The sequence below is a fragment of the Methylophaga pinxianii genome (assembly GCF_020447225.1).
GTDB lineage: Bacteria > Pseudomonadota > Gammaproteobacteria > Nitrosococcales > Methylophagaceae > Methylophaga > Methylophaga pinxianii.
The window spans coordinates 1-18,958 of the sequence record NZ_JAJAEO010000180.1 but is presented as its reverse complement, the minus strand read 5'-3'; the positions used below and the strand labels follow the sequence as shown (position 1 = coordinate 18,958).

Below are 18,958 nucleotides of genomic sequence, written 5' to 3'. Positions count from 1 at the left end.
CTGTTTTTTCAGGCGATATATCAGCAGCTATTTCTGCTGGATTGAAACGAAAAATGGCAGTTTCAAAAGAAAACTGCCATATTCCAAAAACGGTAAATTATATATCGAATCAGTCAGTAGTCATAAGACTACTGACTGGTTTCATATTTATGCTGCGTAGTTTGCCGCAACAAAATCCCAATTCACCAGTGTCCAGAATGATTCCAGATATTTAGGGCGGGCATTGCGGTAGTCAATGTAATAGGCATGTTCCCAAACATCACAGGTTAATAATGGTGTTTGACCTGCGGTAAGTGGGCAGCCGGCATTACTGGTATTGACGATTTCAATACTGCCATCGGCATTTTTAACCAGCCATGTCCAGCCAGAACCGAAGTTAGTGGTAGCAGATTTGGTAAATTGATCTTTGAATTCTGCAAAAGAGCCAAATTTATCATCAATAGCAGCAGCCAGATCACCAGAAACAGCATCTTTACCGTTCGGTGTCAGACAGTTCCAGTAAAAAGTATGGTTCCAAACCTGAGCAGCATTATTGAAAACACCACCACTTGATTTAGTGATAATAGTTTCAAGTGTCTGACCTTCGAATTCGGTTCCAGGAACCAGATTGTTCAGGTTATTTACATAGGTTTGGTGATGCTTACCATAATGATATTCAAGAGTCTCTGCAGAGATGTGCGGTTCCAAAGCATCTTTTGCATAAGGAAGTGGTGGCAATTCAAAAGCCATAATAAATCTCCTTGATTGAAAATAACCAACGTAAACCCGTTAGTCTATGTGAGGGCATGTCTTATAGCAAGTTTTGACCAAGCTGTGACAACATGCCAAGTTCCAGTCCCATCAGTACTCCATCTTCTCTGCCCTGTTCAGCAGGATAATAACCCCGGCGTACTGACATTTCATTAAAACCCATTGATAAATAAAGTTGTTGTGCCCTGAAATTACTTATTCGAACTTCTAATACAACAATTGCCGCTGTTTGCCCGAGGGCGATCTCCAGCACATGATTAAGGATTTGCCTGCCAAAGCCTTGCCCCTGATAGTCAGGCTTGACACATATATTCAGTAAATGGATTTCATCCAGAACTAATTGCACAACGCTGAAGCCAATCAGCTCATGATTAACTGAATAGAGAAAAGTTCGATAGCCACTTTTCAGGCAGTCCTCAAAATTACCTTTTGTCCAAGGAAAACGGTTTGACTGCTTTTCAATCTGCCAGACTTTATCAATATCTGCCAGTTGCATCTGGCTAATGGATAATTCAGTCAAACTGAGGTGCCTTTAAGTTCCGTAATTGAAGGATAGTTTGCCACATTTTAACTTTATTCTGCGGCTGATTCAGTAGTTGTTTCAAACTTGGACTTACCAGCGCCAAAAGACAGTTTTCTAGTTGCTTACAAGGTAATGCGGCATGCGAACGCATGTTGAGCTTCTGCGACAGTGTTTCACCTAAAACCAAAGCAATGGTTTTATCGGCAGAAAAGCCGTCCAATGCTTTTATTTGTTGTTGAGTGATAACCATGACATCATCAAGTTTAATGTCGATACTGCTAAAAATAGCGTTTAGTAAACGATTTTCGGCTGCAGTTAACAGCTCTTCAGTAATCACTAACCACGGTTTTGAATAATCAATATGACCGTTATGTTCTGCTTCATTCTGACTTTCAGCGGGTGTAAGCCTCTCATCCTGCCGAGAGACCCAGACAGGAATTCCCATCAGATCTAATGCAAAATACTGTTCCGGAGATAACTTCATCAGACTTGGGGATGAGCCCGATCAGCGGGTAGCAACATTTTATTTAAGGCATTGATATAGGCTTTGGCAGAAGCAATAACGATATCTGTATCGGTTCCCTGTCCACTGACAATGCGTCCCCCTTTTTCAAGCCTGACACTGACTTCACCCTGCGAGTCAGTACCGCTGGTGATATTACTAACAGAATACAGCTGCAATTCTGTATGGCTTTGCACCATTGATTCAATCGCTTTAAAGGCGGCGTCCACTGGACCACTGCCTTTCATCTCTGTTTTCACTTCATTGTCATCGACTGCCAAGGTAACATTTGCCACCGGGATTTCGCCGGTTTCACTACAAACCCGCATGGAAATCAGACGGATACGTTCGTTATCTTCTGTCAAAGTGTCACTGACAAGTGCTTGAATATCTTCATCAAATACTTCGTGCTTCTTATCAGCCAGTTCTTTGAACCGAGTAAAAGCGCTGTTCAGATCTTCTTCGGATTCGAGTTCGATTCCCAATTCTTTCAGACGTGAACGAAAGGCATTACGCCCTGAATGCTTACCCAGAACCATTCGATTGGTATTCCACCCCACATCCTCAGCACGCATAATTTCGTAAGTTTCACGGTTTTTTAGTACGCCGTCCTGATGGATACCGGACTCATGGGCAAAAGCATTGGCACCAACAATAGCTTTGTTGGGTTGAACAACAAAACCGGTAATTCCTGAAACCAGACGGGAAGCTGTCAATATTTGTGTCGTATCCAGACGGGTATCGCAATCAAACATATCCTGACGGGTACGAACAGCCATAACCACCTCTTCCAATGAGGCGTTACCTGCCCTTTCACCCAGGCCATTGATAGTGCATTCGACCTGCCGGGCACCATTCATCACTGCTGATAATGAATTGGCAACGGCCAATCCCAGATCATTATGGCAATGCACAGAGAAAATGGCTTTATCCGAATTTGGAATACTTTCACGAAGGTTTTTAATTAACTCGCCAAACTGGTGTGGCAGGTTATAACCGACCGTATCTGGAATATTTAATGTTTTGGCACCAGCATCAATAACAGCTTCCAGCACGCGACAGAGAAAATCCAGATCGCTACGACCAGCATCTTCAGGGGAAAACTCGACATCATCAGTATATTGACGTGCACGTTTTACAGCCTTGACGGCATTTTCTACCACCTCGTCCGGCTGCATCCGAAGCTTCATCTGCATATGAATAGGAGACGTGGCAATAAAAGTATGAATGCGAGAAGCGTTGGCTGGTTTAAGCGCTTCACCGGCACGATCGATATCTTTATCCAATGCACGGGCCAGACCACAAATGCGGCTGTCTTTAACTGCCTTGGCTACCGCCTGGACCGATTCAAAATCACCTATACTCGCAATGGGAAAGCCCGCCTCAATAATATCGACACGCATCCGTTCCAAAGACTTGGCGATCCTTACCTTTTCGTCTTTGGTCATTGATGCACCGGGGCTTTGCTCCCCGTCCCGCAAGGTCGTATCAAATATTATCAGTTGATCTTTCATTTTGCCCGCTCCGAACCGTTTACTCATCTCTGAGCAATTTTTATAGTCATTATAATTAGGAAGTACGGGCTACAGAAAGCATTTCAAGTTAAATTAACCGAAATCCTGCCAGAACAGTCCTACTTCACCAATGGTATTATTTGGATTGTGCCCGCTCATTACGGTGCTTACGTAGTTGAACAAGCGTAAACACCGGTCCCGAAATGGCATACAACAGAAATGCCGTGAAAAGCACGATGGGTGGATCAGTAGCGATAAGTGCAAATACCAGTACCAGCACCAGCATCACCATAAACGGGACTTTGCCCCGCAGATTGAGCTCTTTAAAGCTGTGATAACGTACCGTACTGACCATTAAAATAGCGGTAGCAAAAGTTAGCGGAACGCCAATAAAGGCTAAAAAAATCGGGTCAAGTTGATTGTTATGTCCAACCCAGACCCAACCCGCAACGCACGCTGCAGCGGCAGGACTCGGCAGCCCCTGAAAATAACGTTTGTCGGCAATACCTACCTGAGTGTTAAACCTGGCTAATCGCAAAGCGCCACAGGCAGCGTAAATAAACGCCACCATCCAGCCAAATTTCCCCAGGCCACTGAGCGTCCATTCAAACATGACTAACGCTGGAGCCAATCCAAAGGCCACCATATCGGCCAGGCTATCGTATTCAGCACCAAATGCACTTTGAGTATTTGTTAACCGTGCAATACGTCCGTCAAGACCATCCATAATCATGGCAACAAAGATAGCCACTGCTGCAGTGGTAAAGTCACCGCGCGTTGCTGCAACGATGGCGTAAAAACCTGCAAACAAGCAGGCCGTGGTAAATAAATTCGGTAACAGATAAATGCCGCGTTTCTGGTGCTCTTCATGATTAACCATAAAAATCCTGTTTTCAGAGAAGTAGTGGTTTGATTATGACATTCGTACCTGCATAAACAAAACAAGGGCAGATTGCAAAGCAACCTGCCCTTATTCAGGACAACCAAAAAATCTAATTAGTTTTTCGACTTATCAACGATTTTTTGAATCCAGGGCATCATTTCACGCAGTTTTGCACCGGTCTGCTCAATCGGATGCTCAGCATTCAGGCGACGCATCGCTGTCATTTCAGGGTAGCCAGTCTGACCTTCCTGAATAAACTGCTTGGCATATTTACCTTCTTGAATATTTTTCAATGCTTCACGCATCGCCCAGCGACTTTCTTCGTTAATAACTTTCGGGCCTGTCACGTACTCGCCATATTCAGCATTGTTGGAAATTGAATAGTTCATGTTGGCAATACCGCCTTCATACATCAAATCAACAATGAGTTTCAGCTCATGCAAACATTCAAAATATGCCATTTCTGGTGCATAACCGGCTTCAACCAATGTTTCAAAACCGGCTTTAACCAGTTCAACGGCACCTCCACACAAGACCGCTTGTTCGCCAAACAGATCCGTTTCAGTTTCGTCACGGAAAGTCGTTTCAATAATACCGGTACGACCACCACCAATTGCTGAAGCATAAGATAATGCGATAGCTTTGGCTTTACCAGAAGCATCCTGTTCAATAGCAATCAAATCAGGAATACCACCGCCACGGGTAAATTCACTCCGTACCGTATGGCCTGGCGCTTTAGGAGCAATCATAATGACATCCAAATCCTTACGAGGCAGGATTTGGTTGTAAACGATGGCAAAACCATGGGCAAATGCCAATACAGCGCCTTGCTTCAGATTTGGTTCGATTTCGTCTTTGTACAAAGATGATTGGAATTCATCGGGCGTTAACACCATGACCAAATCAGCTTGTTTGACAGCAGAAGCAGTGTCAGCAACTTTCAGACCAGCGCCTTCAGCTTTGGCAATAGACGATGAACCGGCACGCAGTGCAACCGTAACATCCACTCCAGAGTCTTTCAGGTTACAAGCGTGAGCATGGCCTTGTGAACCATAGCCAATGATGGTGACTTTCATGCCACGAATCAGCGACAGATCACAATCTTTGTCGTAATAGATATTCAAACTCATTATCAATTCCTTCGTTTTTAAATCAATTCAATTGCAGGCATTTTTCGCCGCGGGCAATGCCGGAAACTCCACTGCGTACGGTTTCAAGAATCTTGTGCTCGGATAACGCTTCGATAAACGAATCCAGTTTGCTACCTGCACCAGTCAGTTCAATCGTATATGTAGACGCCGTCACATCAATTATTCGTCCCCGGAAAATGTCCGAAAGACGTTTAACGTCATCCCGCTGATCCATGGTGGCCGCTTTAACTTTGATCAGCATCATTTCACGTTCAATATGCGGACCATCGGATAGTTCCATCAGCTTCACAACATCAATCAGTTTATTGAGTTGCTTGGTGATCTGTTCGATAACACGGTCTGTGCCGGTAGTAACGATAGTCATACGTGATAACGAAGCATCTTCGGTAGGTGCAACGGTTAAAGATTCAATGTTGTAACCACGCGCTGAGAATAATCCGGCAACTCGCGATAAAGCCCCTGCTTCGTTTTCAATCAAAATCGAGATGATATGGCGCATTATGACAGCTCCCGCTCAGGATCTTGTGGTAAATCGCAATATGGCGACATGTGCATTTCATTATGGGCTTTACCCTGTGCAATCATCGGATAAACATTTTCAGTCTGATCGGTCACAATATCCAAAAATACCAAACGGTCTTTTAATGCAAAGGCTTCTTCCAGTTTGGGCCGTAAATCTTCTACCCGTTCAATACGGATGCCTACATGACCGTAGCTTTCAGCCAATTTGACGAAATCGGGTAGAGACTCCATATAAGAATGCGAATAGCGGTTCTGATAGAAAAACTCCTGCCACTGACGAACCATCCCTAAATAACGGTTATTAAGAGCAACAATTTTCACTGGCAAACCATACTGCAGACAGGTAGACAGCTCCTGAATACACATCTGAATACTACCTTCACCGGTAATACAGATAACTGTTTCTTCAGGGAAAGCCAGTTGTACGCCCATGGCAGCGGGCAGACCAAAACCCATCGTTCCCAAACCGCCGGAATTAATCCAACGATTTGGCTTGCTGAATCCGTAATACTGAGCAGCCCACATTTGATGTTGTCCAACATCTGACGTCACATAGGCATCACCTTTGGTGATTTCATGGATCATTTCAACAACTGCCTGAGGTTTGATCTGATCGCTATTACGATCATAGGACATGCATTTTTTTGCACGCCAGCCGTTGATAATGCCCCACCATTCTGCCAATGCCTTCTGGTCTGGCTCTGTTTTGCTTACTTCCAGCAAGTGATTCATATCGGCCAATACATCAGCCACATTCCCTACGATAGGCACGTCAACAGAGATAGTTTTGGAAATTGACGAAGGATCAATATCAATGTGAACAATCTTGGCATGAGGACAGAACTCTGCAATTTTGCCGGTTACCCTATCATCAAATCTCGCACCAATCGCAATCAACACATCACAATCATGCATCGCCATATTGGCTTCATAGGTTCCATGCATACCCAGCATGCCAAGAAATTGCTTATCATCCCAAGGAATAGACCCCAAGCCCATTAATGTTGATGTAACCGGGTATCCCAATGTTTTAACAAATTTACGTAATGGTTCAGCCGCATGGCCCAGCACCACACCACCACCGGTATAAACCATCGGTTTTTTAGCGGTCAGTAATAATTCAACCGCACGTTTAATTTGTCCGGGATGTCCTTTTGTAACAGGCTGATAAGAGCGCATTTGCACGCTGTCCGGGTAGACATACGGAACTTTGATGTTGGGATCCGTAATGTCTTTCGGTACGTCAACGACTACAGGACCTGGACGACCCGTTGTCGCTACATAGAATGCTTTTTTAATGGTCTCAGCCAGATCATTGATATCTTTAACTAAAAAGTTATGTTTGACGCAGGGACGAGTAATACCTACGGAGTCAACTTCTTGAAAGGCATCACTGCCAATATTGGCAGTTGCCACTTGGCCGGTAATAACAACCATGGGAATGGAGTCCATATAGGCTGTTGCGATACCGGTAACTGCATTGGTGGCACCAGGCCCGGAGGTGACCAACACCACACCGGGTTTACCTGTAGCACGCGCATAACCATCGGCAGCATGTGTCGCTGCCTGTTCATGGCGCACAAGGATATGTTTGACCTCTTCCTGGTTATACAGCGCATCATAAATATGCAGCACTGCACCACCCGGATAGCCAAACAAATACTCAACCCCTTCGTCTTTCAGACAATGGACCAGAATCTCGGCACCGCTTAATTCCACGTCTTCCTCTCTCGTATCGCTCACGCGATCTGCTTCAAAATATCAAACGGGTAAAGTTACTGTGAATGCCCATCAACGTCAAGAAAAACCGCCTTCTGATGCTGCATCGTCAATTTATCAAAAACAAGTTTTCAACAGTAAAGCTAAACAGCTATGGCATAATTTGTCTTATGAATAAAACAACATCAAATTCCATTACTTTTACCCAACCCGATGATTGGCATCTGCACTTGCGCGATGAAAGTGCCCTGCAACGTACTGTTACAGATACTGCAAGATGTTTCAAACGCGCAATTATTATGCCCAATCTACGTCCGCCAGTGACAAGTGTTGAACAGGCCGCCGCTTACCGACAACGCATCCTTGAGGCCCGTCCAGCACAGTCTGACTTTGAACCATTGATGACGTTATATTTGACTGATAATACAGCTCCGGAAGATATTATTGCGGCCCAAGAAGCCGGATTCATTAAAGCCGTCAAACTGTACCCGGCGGGTGCAACAACAAATTCCGATGCTGGTGTAACAGATATTGCTAACTGCTACAAAACACTGGAAACCATGCAAAAATCCGGTATGCCTCTACTGCTGCATGGTGAAGTCACTCAACATCAGATTGATATTTTCGATCGGGAAAAAGTTTTTATTGATCAAAAGCTGATACCGTTATTAAGGGATTTTCCAGAGCTCAAAGTCGTTTTTGAACATATTACAACCAAAGAAGCGGCTGATTTTGTAGCAGAAGCCAGCAATTTTGTGGCAGCCACAATAACGCCACATCATTTACTGTTAAATCGTAATGACATGCTGGTCGGCGGGATCCGTCCACACCATTTCTGTCTGCCAGTACTCAAGCGTAACACTCATCAACAGGCCTTAATTAAAGCTGCTACCAGCGGCAACCCAAAATTCTTTCTTGGGACAGACAGTGCTCCACATGTCAGACATACTAAAGAAAATGCCTGTGGATGCGCTGGTATTTATAGTGCGCATGCAGCAATTGAACTTTATGCTGAAGTGTTTGACAACCACGAGTGTATGGACAAATTGGAAGGGTTCGCCAGTTTTTATGGTGCTGACTTTTATGGTTTACCCAGAAATACCCGGCAAATCACCTTACAAAAAACGTCTTGGCAGGTTCCTGAAACATTAACTTTTGCAGAAGAAACTTTAGTGCCCATGCGGGCGGGTGACATCATTCACTGGAAACTCCTGTAACGATCTTCCGGCCTGACTTTTCAGGCCGGAAGATTCATTCTTAAACAGCAGAAAAGGCCTGTTCCAGATCTTCAAGAATGTCATTGATATGTTCTATACCAATACATAAGCGAAGCATTTCCGGTGTTACACCTGCAGCCTTGAGTTCTTTTTCTTCTAATTGACGATGCGTGGTTGAAGCGGGATGACAAGCCAGTGATTTTGTATCACCAATATTCACCAGCCGTTTAATCAACTTCAATGCATCATAGAATTTCACCCCATTATCAAATCCCCCTTTAATACCAAAAGTAAGAATTGATGATGGTTTGCCATCAAAATATTTCTGGGCCAGATCGAAATATCTATCCCCTTCCAAACCAGCATAATTCACCCACTCAACCTTGGGGTGCTGCTGCAGGAATTTAGCCACTGCCAAAGCATTTTCACAATGTCTTTCCATACGCAGCGTCAGGGTTTCGATACCTTGCAATAACAAAAAGGCATTCATTGGAGATAAGGCTGACCCGGTGTTACGTAACGGAACTGTCCGAGCTCTGGCAATATAGGCTGCTTCAGCAAACTGCTCGGTATAAACCACTCCATGATAGGCCGGTTCTGGTTGATTTAACACAGGAAATCTTTCTTTATATTCAGCCCAGGGAAACTTGCCGGAATCTACAATAATGCCACCTAATGTTGTGCCATGACCGCCCATGTATTTAGTCAGTGAATGCACAATAATATCCGCGCCATATTCGATTGGATTGAGCAATGCTGGTGTTGCCACGGTATTATCGACTATCACCGGCACACCATGTTTATGTGCCATTGTCGCAATGGGTTCAATATCTACAATATTGCCAGCCGGGTTCCCTATCGATTCACAGAACACTGCTTTGGTTTTGGCATCAATCAGTTTTTCCAGATCAGCAGCCTGATCCGTATCCGCAAACCGAACTTCAATACCAAGTTTGGGAAACATGTGTGCAAATAACGTATAAGTACCACCATATAGCTGCGGCGTTGTTACAATATTGTCACCCGCTTCAGCAATAGTAATGATGGCATAATGAATAGCAGCGCTGCCTGCTGAGGTGGCCAGAGCTGCGAGGCCGCCCTCCAGTGCAGCAACGCGTTTTTCCAATACATCCCAGGTTGGATTCATGATACGGCTATAGATGTTGCCAGGAACATCCAGATTAAATAGATCGGCACCATGCTGGGCATTATCAAACTCAAAGGCAACAGTTTGATAAATGGGCACCGCGCAGGATTTTGTAACCGGATCAGTTTCATATCCCTCATGCAGACAGATAGTTTCTTTTTTCATGTTTTTCTCTCGCTGTTATTATGGTGTTCTGAGTGTACGACGATGTGAATGAAATGCAATATCGCTTGAAACTTTATCGCCGTATCCCCATATCAAATAAGCAGCATCATACCAATTTCTTAAAAACCACAAATTTCAGGAGACTCGATCATGAAAATATTAGTGGTACTGACTTCTCACGATAAGCTCGGCAACACTGGTGAAAAAACTGGCTTCTGGTTAGAAGAACTGGCAGCACCTTATTACGTTATGAAAGATGCGGGGGTGGAAATTGAACTGGCTTCACCCAAGGGCGGACAGCCACCATTAGATCCCAAAAGTAATCAGCCTGATTTTCAAACAGATGATACACGACGCTTTGAAAATGACGCTGAAGCGAAGAATCGGCTCGCAAATACAGTGAAATTAGCTGATATCCATGCCGCGGATTACAATGCGGTGTTTTATCCCGGAGGACATGGTCCTTTATGGGATTTAACCGAAGATAAACATTCAATTGCCTTAATTGAAAGTTTTATTCTGGCCAATAAACCGGTGGCAGCTGTTTGTCATGCACCAGCAGCGTTATTGCATGTTAAAACTATTGGTAATGAGCCATGGATCAAAGGTAAACAGCTCACCGCATTTTCAAATAGCGAGGAAGATGCGGTAGGCTTATCCGATGTTGTACCCTTTCTGCTTGAAGATGCACTCAAACAATGTGGTGCTGATTTCAAGAAAGGAGATGACTGGAGTTCATTCGTGATTACGGATGGCATACTCATTACAGGGCAAAACCCGGCCTCATCAGAAGCTACGGCCAAAGCCCTGTTAAAACAGCTGGCTTAAGCTGGCAAATTACAATTTAATTACGGAACTAATATGGCTAGAGCAACCGCAAGACACATTCTGGTGGACAGTGAAGAAATCTGTCTGGAACTGAAACGTGAAATTGAAGAAGGCGCCGATTTTGCTGCCGTCGCCAAAGAAAATTCATCCTGCCCTTCCAGCCGTCAAGGTGGTGATTTGGGCGAGTTTGGTCCAGGCATGATGGTGCCGGAATTCGATAAAGTCGTCTTCTCCGCTCCCGTCAACACAGTTCAGGGGCCGGTGAAAACTCAGTTTGGTTATCATTTGCTGGAAGTGACCAGTAGAACCGAATAACTTCGCAAAACCTATCTATAAAGCCCGGTTACCCGGGCTTTTTTATTCGGTGATTAATTGATAATCCGGTAAATGTGACAATAGCTGTTTGCCGTAATTTTTGGTTAATAGACGCCGATCCAGTATGGTTATTTGCCCTGAGTCAGTTTCTTTTCGTAATAGACGACCACAGGCTTGAATCAACTTCACGCTGACTGCAGGTAACGACAAACTGATAAACGGCTGACCACCGCGTTTGAGGATCCACTCCTGTCGTGCCTGTTCTATGGGACGGGTAAATACCGGGAAAGGCAATTTGGTAATAATCACATGGGTACACAAATTACCCGGCAAATCGACCCCTTCAGCAAAACGATCCATCCCAAAAATGACACTTCCATGCCCAGCTTCAATCCGCTGAATATGTTTAAGAATCATATTTTTGGGTGATAACTGATCCCCTTGCAAAAGGATCCGGTTCTGTAATGATTGCGGTAATTGCTTATACACCTGCAACATGACCTGTCTCGAGGTAAACAGCACCAGCGTAGCAGCTTGAATATCAATAATTGTGTTGAGCTGGCTGACAACTTCCTGCTGCCATTGAGGCAGATTTTCATTGGGTAAATGCTGCATCATTGGTAGTTTTAGCACCGCCTGTTGCTGATATTTAAACGGTGAAGGCAGTGCCAGAAAGTGTTTTTCATCGTAACGCTGTAAACCACAATCGGCACGAAACCGCTGAAATAGCCCCATACCGCGTAGTGTGGCGGAAGTCATCACTACAGCGTATGCCCGCTGCCACAAACTGCGATCCAGAAAACCAGCCGCAGTCATTGGTCCAGCATGAATCACCAGAGTTAATTGTTTGGCAAAGTGTTCGTGAGCCAACCAGCGGACATTAGGTGGACGCTCGGCCTTATCCTCATCAAGAAACAACGCCATAAAATCAATCAGATACCCAAAAATATTCTGTACTGTTCCTACTTGAGGCAATAACGCTTCTCCCACTTTATTGCTTAACTGCGTTTTCTCCAGCCCTTCTTTAATCCATTTGCCTATCAACGAGAAATGTTTATAGATAGAGTTGGCACGTTGCAATAGATTTTGACAGGGGATAAACAAGGCATTGAGTAATGGACTGCCCCAAAAAATTCGTGGCTCGCTGACATGCCCTTCCATCATCTCATTTACCGTTGCATCACTGCCCAGGATGTCCAGTAATTGTTGTAAGAGACTGACAATCGCAGGTAAATCCTGACGAATTTCCTTAAACATATAACCAAAGTCATGCTGTCTGAAGGCCAGTGCAGTAGGCAATTTTTTCATCAGACTATCGGCAGTTTCTACTGTCTGATACAGCTGGGCAAAGTTTAAGGCTTTGGCGGCATGTCCCAACGCTTTTTGTGGCAAATTATGTGCTTCATCAAATACCAGAATCAGCTCTTCGGGGTTGGGTAAGACAAGCCCCCCACCCAAATCAGCGTCGCTGAGCAATAGATCGTGATTAACCACAACTACCTGAGCTGTCTGCATTTCCTTTCGTAGCAGATAATACGGACAACTGAGAAAGTATCGGCAACTTTTTGCCGCACACCCTTCAGAGTCAGTAGACACTTCATGCCATAAGCCCGGATCAATGGCATCTGTACGGCTATCTCTGTCACCATCCCAACGGTGCTCATCCCAGTCTTGAAACAGATTTTTAGCTTGAGTTTGCATCAATACCTGTTGGTATTTCTGGTCAATATCCAGCGTTAAGTCTTGCTGCTCGGGCGTAGTGGCCATCTGAGCCAGTTTGCTTGGGCAGACATAGCGACGACGGCCTTTGATTTGCATAAACCGAACAGGTTGTGGCAACGCCGCCGAAAATTGTGGAAGATCTTTTTGAATAAGCTGTTGTTGCAGATTAACTGTAGCCGTACTGATGACCAGTAATTTTTTACTTGTCAAAGCCGTTTCGATGGCACCACTCAAATAAGCCAGCGTTTTGCCAACTCCTGTTGGTGCTTCTACCACAGCCATTCGATTGTGTGATTGTTGCAGTCGTTGATGAATAAATCGACTCATTTCAATCTGCTGAGGCCTGGCTTTAAAATCCGGCATCAGCTTATTGATATTGCTGAATATTTCGTCAAACACTCAGCTGTATTCCTCTTGTTGATTGGTGGATAGCGGGCGAAAAATCTTCAGCTTTAATTGCAATGACAACTTTTATCTGATTATTTAAAACTCGTGCCACTGCCATGAATGAATACCATCTTATTAAAAAGTGAAGCCTGCTCATTGAACCTCTTTAGCAATAGAAAACACGTGCTGAATAGAGTTCTTTGACGAAGTCGAATATCAAATTGAATTGCATTTTAACGGAGAAAGCTTTTGATCGTGATTTTAAAAATATATAGGTAGCGGCCAGTCACTGCTAACTAAACGCTTGAAAGCTAACTCGGTAAAAGATTATCCACCAGTAACTGTAACGACTTGGTTTGTCTGTACTCATTAACGTCCAATCGATAATGCAAACCAACTTTTTGACCGATTGTCAGCCACTTTGGTGCTGTTTGACGAAATGCCATAGCCGTCACTTCTCGCCCATCATCCAGTTTGATGGTCAGGCGCAGATGATCAGCTTGCTGGCCCACATGGCGGAAATTCTGTACGACAAACTGGCCATGAAACTGGGGTTCAGGAAACGCTTGCCCCCATGGTGCGAGAACGGGCAATTGCTCAGCAAGTTGCAAATTAAGTTCTTCTGCAGCTAATTCTCCATCCGAATACAGTGCACGTTCAAATACAGCCTTATCGGTGCTTGTTTCTACAGCTTCTCTAAATGCCTGCTCAAATAAGTGCAAATCCGTTTGTCGCAATGTGAGTCCTGCCGCCATAGCATGGCCACCAAAACGTAAAATCAAATCAGGGTATTTAGCGGACACATTCACTAACACATCACGAATATGCACACCGATGATTGAACGGGCAGAACCTTTTATCTCGCCTGGCTCGCCGGGAGCAAACACAATGACAGGTCGATGCAGCTTTTCTTTTATTCGTGACGCCAACAAACCTATAACACCCTGATGCCAGTTTTCGTCATATAAACAATATGCTGCAGCATGACTGGATGCATTTAACTGAACTTGATCCAACATCGCCAACGCTTCAAGCTGCATAGTCTGTTCAACAGCACGTCGTTCAATATTAATTTGATCCAGCAACTGAGCTGCTTGTTGAGCCATACCATGGTTATCAGTCAACAATGTATCAATGCCTAATCCCATATCTTCCATGCGGCCTGCTGCATTTAATCTGGGGGCAATGGCAAAGCCCAAGTCCTGTGCTGACAATCGTTCAAGATCTTTCCCGGCAATGTTCAATAAAGCACGAATACCTGCACACGCCCTTCCCTGGCGCATACGTTTCAGTCCCAGCTCAACAAATGTCCGATTGAGCCGATCTAATGGCACCACATCAGCGACCGTACCCAATGCGACCAAATCCAGTAAGTTGACCAAACGTGGTTCAGCCAAGTGCTGCGATTCAAACCAGTTTAAATCACGTAGTGCCTGTCGCAACCCCAGTAAAACATAAAACGCTACACCCACCCCTGCCAGCATTTTGCTGGGAAAGTTATCGCCTGGTTGATTAGGATTCACTATGGCATCGGCTGTTGGCAATTGTTCTCCGGCAAGGTGATGATCTGTAATTAACACTCGCATACCACGTTGTTTCGCAAGTGCAACACCTTCCAGACAGGCAATACCGTTATCAACAGTAATCAATAAATCTGGTTGGTTTTGAATATCAATTTCACCTAGTAATTCTGTTGTTAAACCATATCCATGGACAAATCGATTCGGCACAATAAAATCGATATTTTGCAGCCCCATCATCCTTAAGCCACGCAGCATTACGGCACAACTGGTTGCTCCATCACTATCAAAGTCCGCCACGATCATCACATGCCATTGCTGCTGTAATGCGTCAATCAACAGCGCCACTGCAGCATCCATACCCAACATTTCCGCGGGTTTGGGTAAGTCAGACAGTTCAAAAGTTAACTCATCTACTGTATTGATTCCGCGTGCGGACAGGATTCGGCGAATACATTCGGGCCAGCTATCAGGCAACAAATGCCAGTTGTCAGCGTTGCGTTGTTGAATTTTCATCCGGTTACCAGGGTTTCCACATATCTAGGCCACGCCATTGGTAGTGGCCATGTTCTGGAATGATGAGCGATATTTGCTGAATTTGAAAACGCCGCAGTTTTTGCAGCAAAGGCATTATTTGTTGCTGGCTGATCAATGCCAAGCGTTGTGGCCAGTTATTCTGAAATTCCAGTTCAGGAAATATCAGTAATTGTTTTCCGGTTCCAGGTTTAGCAGGTCGCCATTCAGAAAACGACTGACAGCTGGCTGTGCTCACTTTGGCAAGCGATCTTAGTAAGTTCGTGTCACCGTAGATCTGATTCCAGCCATTGGTAAGCGGCTGCCAAGCTGCTTTTCCCCAAAACCAGAGACTATTGACCGGTAACTTGCCGGCTGATTGTCTTTGTTGATTGACTGGATGCTCAAATAAAACCATCTGAATTTCATTTCCTAATCGCAACCATTCGTTTTGTTCTACTCCATGAGGCATTGCCGCAGCAACGGTTTTACCCACTAGTGACGGCATTGCTGTCAAAGCAATATCCGGCATCTTTTCCAGGTAAATAGACCAATGATTCAGGTCATTGGGTACCAGCTGGGCATCAAAATCGTTTAACAAAGGTTGCACGCATGCCATAAGCCGGGTGACTTCATTCATAGTTAAATCATTGATTGGAAATAATAAAAGGCGATCCCGATCAGCATGAAGATAGCATGGGTCCGCACACAGACTTAACTGGTCAGGATTTCGTAAAGAGGCCATGGGTAAATCGGCATCTTCCAGAGGACTTGCACTAAATTGCTGAAGTAGAACATGTTCATATGAATGCGGGATAGTGCTGAATGATGCTTTATTAAACAATTTTTTCAATTCTGCAGGCAGTAAAGACTGATTAATTTCTTGCAATGCCGTCGCGAAGCCAGGCCAGATAATGGTTATTGATGGCTTTTCAGCCATGTTGAATGACTTCTCTTACAAAGGGGATCGTCAATCTTCGTTGTGCCCTTAATGAGGCCTTATCCAATCGTTGTAATACCAGCATTAGAGATGGCATATCACGGCTGTAATGACGTAACAGATATTGAGCAACTTCTTCTGGCAGAATTAATCCACGGCTTTGTGCATGGCTTATCAACGCTTGTTGTTTCAACGCATCCGTCATAACGGGCAATTGATAAATAAGGCCAGTGGCAAGTCTTGATCGCAGATCGGGGAGCTTGATAGCTAATTGTGCCGGATTTTGGTTCGCACAAATCAATAATTTGTGTTCGTGTTCACGCAAGCGGTTAAAACAATGAAATAAAGCTTCTTCCCATTCCCTGTCACCACAAATTACCTGCAGATCATCCAGGCAGACAATATCTGTTTGAACTAATGAAGCCAATACTTCGGCTTTAGCCGTGTCACGTAGTTCCTGTAGATTGATATAGCTCACTGCATGTCCGCGCTGCTGGAGTTGCTCCGCTACAGCCAGATTTAAATGGGTTTTCCCTACCCCCGCTTCACCCCAAAGATACAGAAAATCAGGTTTAAGCTCAGTACAAAAAGCCTCAACTACAGATTCCAACTCCTCGTTTTCAAATATAAAATTATCAATTCTGAAAATTTCGGGCGGGGTTAGACGCAGGGTTAACTGTGTTTCTTGCTGGCTCATTCCAATTCGACTTAAGAGTACAGGTGACTATTCAAATAACGATCATGAGCATGTCGTAATAATACCATCACCACGGCCGCAACCGGCAAAGCCAGCAACACACCTACAAATCCAAACAAAGTACCACCGGCCATAACGGCAAAAATGACAGCGACAGGATGTAAACCAATCCGCTCGCCAACAAAACGAGGGGTTAAGAACATGCCCTCAATGGCTTGAGCAAAACCAAATACCAAAACCACCAATAATACCGGTAACCACTCCTGAAACTGTAAATAGGCTGCTAAACCCGCCAGGACGATTCCCACGACCAGTCCTAAATACGGTACAAAACTCACAATACCAGCCACCACGCCTAATAATAAGGCGAGATCCAGACCGATAAATGTTAACCCGATGCTGTAGATGATGGCTAATGCCAGCATGACCATTAATTGCCCCCGTAAGAAACCGGCCAGCATATCGTCACATTCAATAGCGATTTGTGTGATCTTGTCTTCTTTATCCCGAGGTAATAATTCGCGGAATTTGACCACGATATCATCCCAATCTCTTAAGAGATAAAAAGTGAGAACGGGAATCAGGACAAGATTTGTTAGCCATTGCAATATCGCCAGGCCGGAACGCGACATATAACCCACTAGATTTGTCGCAATTTTACCTGCCTCTGACCAGTAGTCCTGTAAGGCTGTTTTTATGGTATTGAAATTGAGGATATCGGAAGACAAACCAACGCGTTGTAACAACAGCTCCATTGAAGTTTGCAGGCGATCCAGATAATTAGGCAGCTTTTCAAACAATGAAACCAGCTGAGCACTTAACATAGGGATAAAAATCAGCAGTAATATCAGAGCTGTAAGCAAAAACATGCCAAACACAGCACATACCGCAACCGTGCGGGACATACGGTATTTTTCGAGCTTATCGACTAACGGATCGCCCAGATAAGCAAATAAAGCCGCAATGAAAAATGGCGTTAAGACCGAAGATAACTCCATAACCAGCCAACCACATACAACCAATACACCCAAAAGCAAAAATTTATTGGTATCACTCATGAGTTTTTTTTCATCTGACGCCACGCGTTTTTCCCCCAAACCACGATATATTCACTGCCACTGATAATGACGCTCGCCACTACCAGCCAGATTAAGGTTGTGCTCCATACCGCTGCTTGCGGAAGCCACTCTTGTTGTAGGATAACAAGCAAAACTAAAGCAATTTGAAAAACTGTATTGATTTTACTGCTCCAGAGCGGAGACAGCTCATATTCACCGAACTTGAAATGATAGATCAAAGCCCCACAAATGATGAGCAAGTCACGGCCAAACACCAACAATAATAGCCACAATGGCAATAGCTGCATATAGGTTAATGTTGCGAATGTCGCGACCAGAAGCAGTTTATCGGCTAAGGGATCGAGGATGGTTCCAAGACGGCTTTGCCAGGCAAAATGTCTTGCCAAAAATCCATCCACACCATCAGATAGACCGGCAATCGCCACCAGTATTAATGCCATGGAAAATTTTTCTTCGAGCATTAGCCAGACGATAGGTCCAACCAATAAGATTCGAAATACGCAAATGAGATTGGGAATATCCCTTCTATTCAAGGTAATAACCGATATTGCGAGCCACTATTATCAGCATTATTCGGCTGTATTACTCGTCCCATTGACAGCAATTGTCGGAATTTTTCAGGCTCAGCTTGAATACGTAAAACCAAATCAAGTTTTTCACTGCCTAAACTGCCAACTTTAATATCCGATACAGCCTGTAAACTCCCCAGGTAATCCATCAGTCGACTGTAGCCGGCATAATCGTGCACATCGCTGACTTGAATGACCAGCGCTGATTCACCAGTCTCACTTAGGGCCATATTGAGTCGTCGCCCCAGTCGATCGGCAAGTTCGCTGATACCATTTTCAATAGCCGTTTGAACCG

General features: G+C 44.5%; 19 protein-coding genes. 3 read left to right on the top strand and 16 right to left on the bottom strand.

Annotated features, from left to right (window positions below; all coding sequences use genetic code 11):
- Positions 1 to 147 precede the first annotated feature (147 nt).
- The 8 genes from sodB to LGT40_RS11430 form a co-directional block, all read right to left on the bottom strand.
- On the bottom strand, positions 148 to 729 hold the full coding sequence (gene sodB / locus LGT40_RS11465; protein WP_226074578.1) for a superoxide dismutase [Fe]: 582 nt from the start codon (positions 727 to 729) through the stop codon (positions 148 to 150).
- Positions 730 to 790: 61 nt separating this feature from the next.
- Positions 791 to 1,270 carry a ribosomal protein S18-alanine N-acetyltransferase gene (gene rimI, locus LGT40_RS11460; protein WP_226074580.1) on the bottom strand — a complete coding sequence of 160 codons (480 nt, stop codon included), beginning with the start codon at positions 1,268 to 1,270 and terminating at the stop codon, positions 791 to 793.
- Complete coding sequence (locus LGT40_RS11455; RefSeq protein ID WP_226074582.1) at positions 1,263 to 1,757, bottom strand: DNA polymerase III subunit psi; 495 nt, start codon at positions 1,755 to 1,757, stop codon at positions 1,263 to 1,265. The genes rimI and LGT40_RS11455 overlap by 8 nt, the downstream gene beginning before the upstream one ends.
- Positions 1,757 to 3,289: a 2-isopropylmalate synthase gene (locus LGT40_RS11450; protein WP_226074584.1), complete on the bottom strand. Its 1,533-nt coding sequence runs from the start codon at positions 3,287 to 3,289 to the stop codon at positions 1,757 to 1,759. Before LGT40_RS11450 ends, LGT40_RS11455 begins: the two co-directional genes overlap by 1 nt.
- Positions 3,290 to 3,425: 136 nt before the next feature.
- The gene (pssA, locus tag LGT40_RS11445) at positions 3,426 to 4,169 is read right to left on the bottom strand and encodes a CDP-diacylglycerol--serine O-phosphatidyltransferase (RefSeq protein WP_226074586.1); all 744 of its coding nucleotides are present in this window, start codon (positions 4,167 to 4,169) and stop codon (positions 3,426 to 3,428) included.
- Positions 4,170 to 4,285: 116 nt separating this feature from the next.
- Entirely contained in the window at positions 4,286 to 5,296 is a 1,011-nt protein-coding gene (gene ilvC, locus LGT40_RS11440; RefSeq protein WP_226074793.1) for a ketol-acid reductoisomerase, read from the bottom strand.
- 28 nt (positions 5,297 to 5,324) lie between these two features.
- A complete protein-coding gene (ilvN, locus tag LGT40_RS11435; RefSeq protein ID WP_226074599.1) occupies positions 5,325 to 5,822 on the bottom strand; it encodes an acetolactate synthase small subunit in 498 nt (165 codons plus the stop codon).
- The gene (locus LGT40_RS11430) at positions 5,822 to 7,564 is read right to left on the bottom strand and encodes an acetolactate synthase 3 large subunit (protein WP_226074796.1); all 1,743 of its coding nucleotides are present in this window, start codon (positions 7,562 to 7,564) and stop codon (positions 5,822 to 5,824) included. The genes ilvN and LGT40_RS11430 overlap by 1 nt, the downstream gene beginning before the upstream one ends.
- Before the next feature lie 170 nt (positions 7,565 to 7,734).
- On the opposite strand from LGT40_RS11430, the gene pyrC reads away from it, so the two are divergent.
- Positions 7,735 to 8,781, top strand: coding sequence for a dihydroorotase (gene pyrC, locus LGT40_RS11425; protein WP_226074601.1), 1,047 nt, complete (start codon positions 7,735 to 7,737; stop codon positions 8,779 to 8,781).
- Positions 8,782 to 8,821: 40 nt separating this feature from the next.
- Here pyrC and LGT40_RS11420 read toward each other — a convergent pair whose 3' ends face one another.
- Complete coding sequence (locus LGT40_RS11420) at positions 8,822 to 10,093, bottom strand: O-acetylhomoserine aminocarboxypropyltransferase/cysteine synthase family protein (protein ID WP_226074602.1); 1,272 nt, start codon at positions 10,091 to 10,093, stop codon at positions 8,822 to 8,824.
- 150 nt (positions 10,094 to 10,243) lie between these two features.
- On the opposite strand from LGT40_RS11420, the gene LGT40_RS11415 reads away from it, so the two are divergent.
- The gene (locus LGT40_RS11415) at positions 10,244 to 10,921 is read left to right on the top strand and encodes a type 1 glutamine amidotransferase domain-containing protein (RefSeq protein WP_226074605.1); all 678 of its coding nucleotides are present in this window, start codon (positions 10,244 to 10,246) and stop codon (positions 10,919 to 10,921) included.
- A gap of 33 nt (positions 10,922 to 10,954) precedes the next feature.
- Positions 10,955 to 11,236, top strand: coding sequence for a peptidylprolyl isomerase (locus LGT40_RS11410; RefSeq protein WP_069295382.1), 282 nt, complete (start codon positions 10,955 to 10,957; stop codon positions 11,234 to 11,236).
- 42 nt (positions 11,237 to 11,278) lie between these two features.
- Here LGT40_RS11410 and dinG read toward each other — a convergent pair whose 3' ends face one another.
- From dinG to LGT40_RS11375, 7 genes are all read right to left on the bottom strand, one after another.
- Positions 11,279 to 13,357 (bottom strand): ATP-dependent DNA helicase DinG, encoded by a 2,079-nt coding sequence (gene dinG, locus LGT40_RS11405; protein WP_226074607.1) that lies wholly within the window; start codon positions 13,355 to 13,357, stop codon positions 11,279 to 11,281.
- A 299-nt stretch (positions 13,358 to 13,656) separates the two neighbouring features.
- Complete coding sequence (gene recJ, locus LGT40_RS11400; RefSeq protein WP_226074615.1) at positions 13,657 to 15,381, bottom strand: single-stranded-DNA-specific exonuclease RecJ; 1,725 nt, start codon at positions 15,379 to 15,381, stop codon at positions 13,657 to 13,659.
- A 4-nt stretch (positions 15,382 to 15,385) separates the two neighbouring features.
- A complete protein-coding gene (locus LGT40_RS11395) occupies positions 15,386 to 16,318 on the bottom strand; it encodes a hypothetical protein (protein WP_226074617.1) in 933 nt (310 codons plus the stop codon).
- Complete coding sequence (gene hda, locus LGT40_RS11390) at positions 16,311 to 17,015, bottom strand: DnaA regulatory inactivator Hda (RefSeq protein ID WP_226074625.1); 705 nt, start codon at positions 17,013 to 17,015, stop codon at positions 16,311 to 16,313. The genes LGT40_RS11395 and hda overlap by 8 nt, the downstream gene beginning before the upstream one ends.
- Positions 17,016 to 17,026: 11 nt before the next feature.
- Positions 17,027 to 18,073, bottom strand: coding sequence for an AI-2E family transporter (locus LGT40_RS11385; RefSeq protein ID WP_226074633.1), 1,047 nt, complete (start codon positions 18,071 to 18,073; stop codon positions 17,027 to 17,029).
- Positions 18,070 to 18,627, bottom strand: coding sequence for a CDP-alcohol phosphatidyltransferase family protein (locus LGT40_RS11380; RefSeq protein ID WP_226074635.1), 558 nt, complete (start codon positions 18,625 to 18,627; stop codon positions 18,070 to 18,072). The genes LGT40_RS11385 and LGT40_RS11380 overlap by 4 nt, the downstream gene beginning before the upstream one ends.
- Positions 18,624 to 18,958, bottom strand: a 335-nt coding sequence (locus LGT40_RS11375) for a hypothetical protein (protein ID WP_226343205.1), incomplete at its 5' end; no start/stop codon positions are given. The genes LGT40_RS11375 and LGT40_RS11380, both read right to left, overlap by 4 nt.

What these genes read in the sequence shown, in the direction of transcription:
- sodB (WP_226074578.1), bottom strand. Translation starts at nt 729, where the DNA reads ATGGCTTTTGAATTGCCACCACTTCCTTATGCAAAAGATGCTTTGGAA.
- LGT40_RS11455 (WP_226074582.1), bottom strand. Translation starts at nt 1,757, where the DNA reads ATGAAGTTATCTCCGGAACAGTATTTTGCATTAGATCTGATGGGAATT.
- LGT40_RS11450 (WP_226074584.1), bottom strand. Translation starts at nt 3,289, where the DNA reads ATGAAAGATCAACTGATAATATTTGATACGACCTTGCGGGACGGGGAG.
- pssA (WP_226074586.1), bottom strand. Translation starts at nt 4,169, where the DNA reads ATGGTTAATCATGAAGAGCACCAGAAACGCGGCATTTATCTGTTACCG.
- ilvN (WP_226074599.1), bottom strand. Translation starts at nt 5,822, where the DNA reads ATGCGCCATATCATCTCGATTTTGATTGAAAACGAAGCAGGGGCTTTA.
- pyrC (WP_226074601.1), top strand. Translation starts at nt 7,735, where the DNA reads ATGAATAAAACAACATCAAATTCCATTACTTTTACCCAACCCGATGAT.
- LGT40_RS11420 (WP_226074602.1), bottom strand. Translation starts at nt 10,093, where the DNA reads ATGAAAAAAGAAACTATCTGTCTGCATGAGGGATATGAAACTGATCCG.
- LGT40_RS11415 (WP_226074605.1), top strand. Translation starts at nt 10,244, where the DNA reads ATGAAAATATTAGTGGTACTGACTTCTCACGATAAGCTCGGCAACACT.
- LGT40_RS11410 (WP_069295382.1), top strand. Translation starts at nt 10,955, where the DNA reads ATGGCTAGAGCAACCGCAAGACACATTCTGGTGGACAGTGAAGAAATC.
- recJ (WP_226074615.1), bottom strand. Translation starts at nt 15,381, where the DNA reads ATGAAAATTCAACAACGCAACGCTGACAACTGGCATTTGTTGCCTGAT.
- LGT40_RS11395 (WP_226074617.1), bottom strand. Translation starts at nt 16,318, where the DNA reads ATGGCTGAAAAGCCATCAATAACCATTATCTGGCCTGGCTTCGCGACG.
- hda (WP_226074625.1), bottom strand. Translation starts at nt 17,015, where the DNA reads ATGAGCCAGCAAGAAACACAGTTAACCCTGCGTCTAACCCCGCCCGAA.
- LGT40_RS11385 (WP_226074633.1), bottom strand. Translation starts at nt 18,073, where the DNA reads ATGAGTGATACCAATAAATTTTTGCTTTTGGGTGTATTGGTTGTATGT.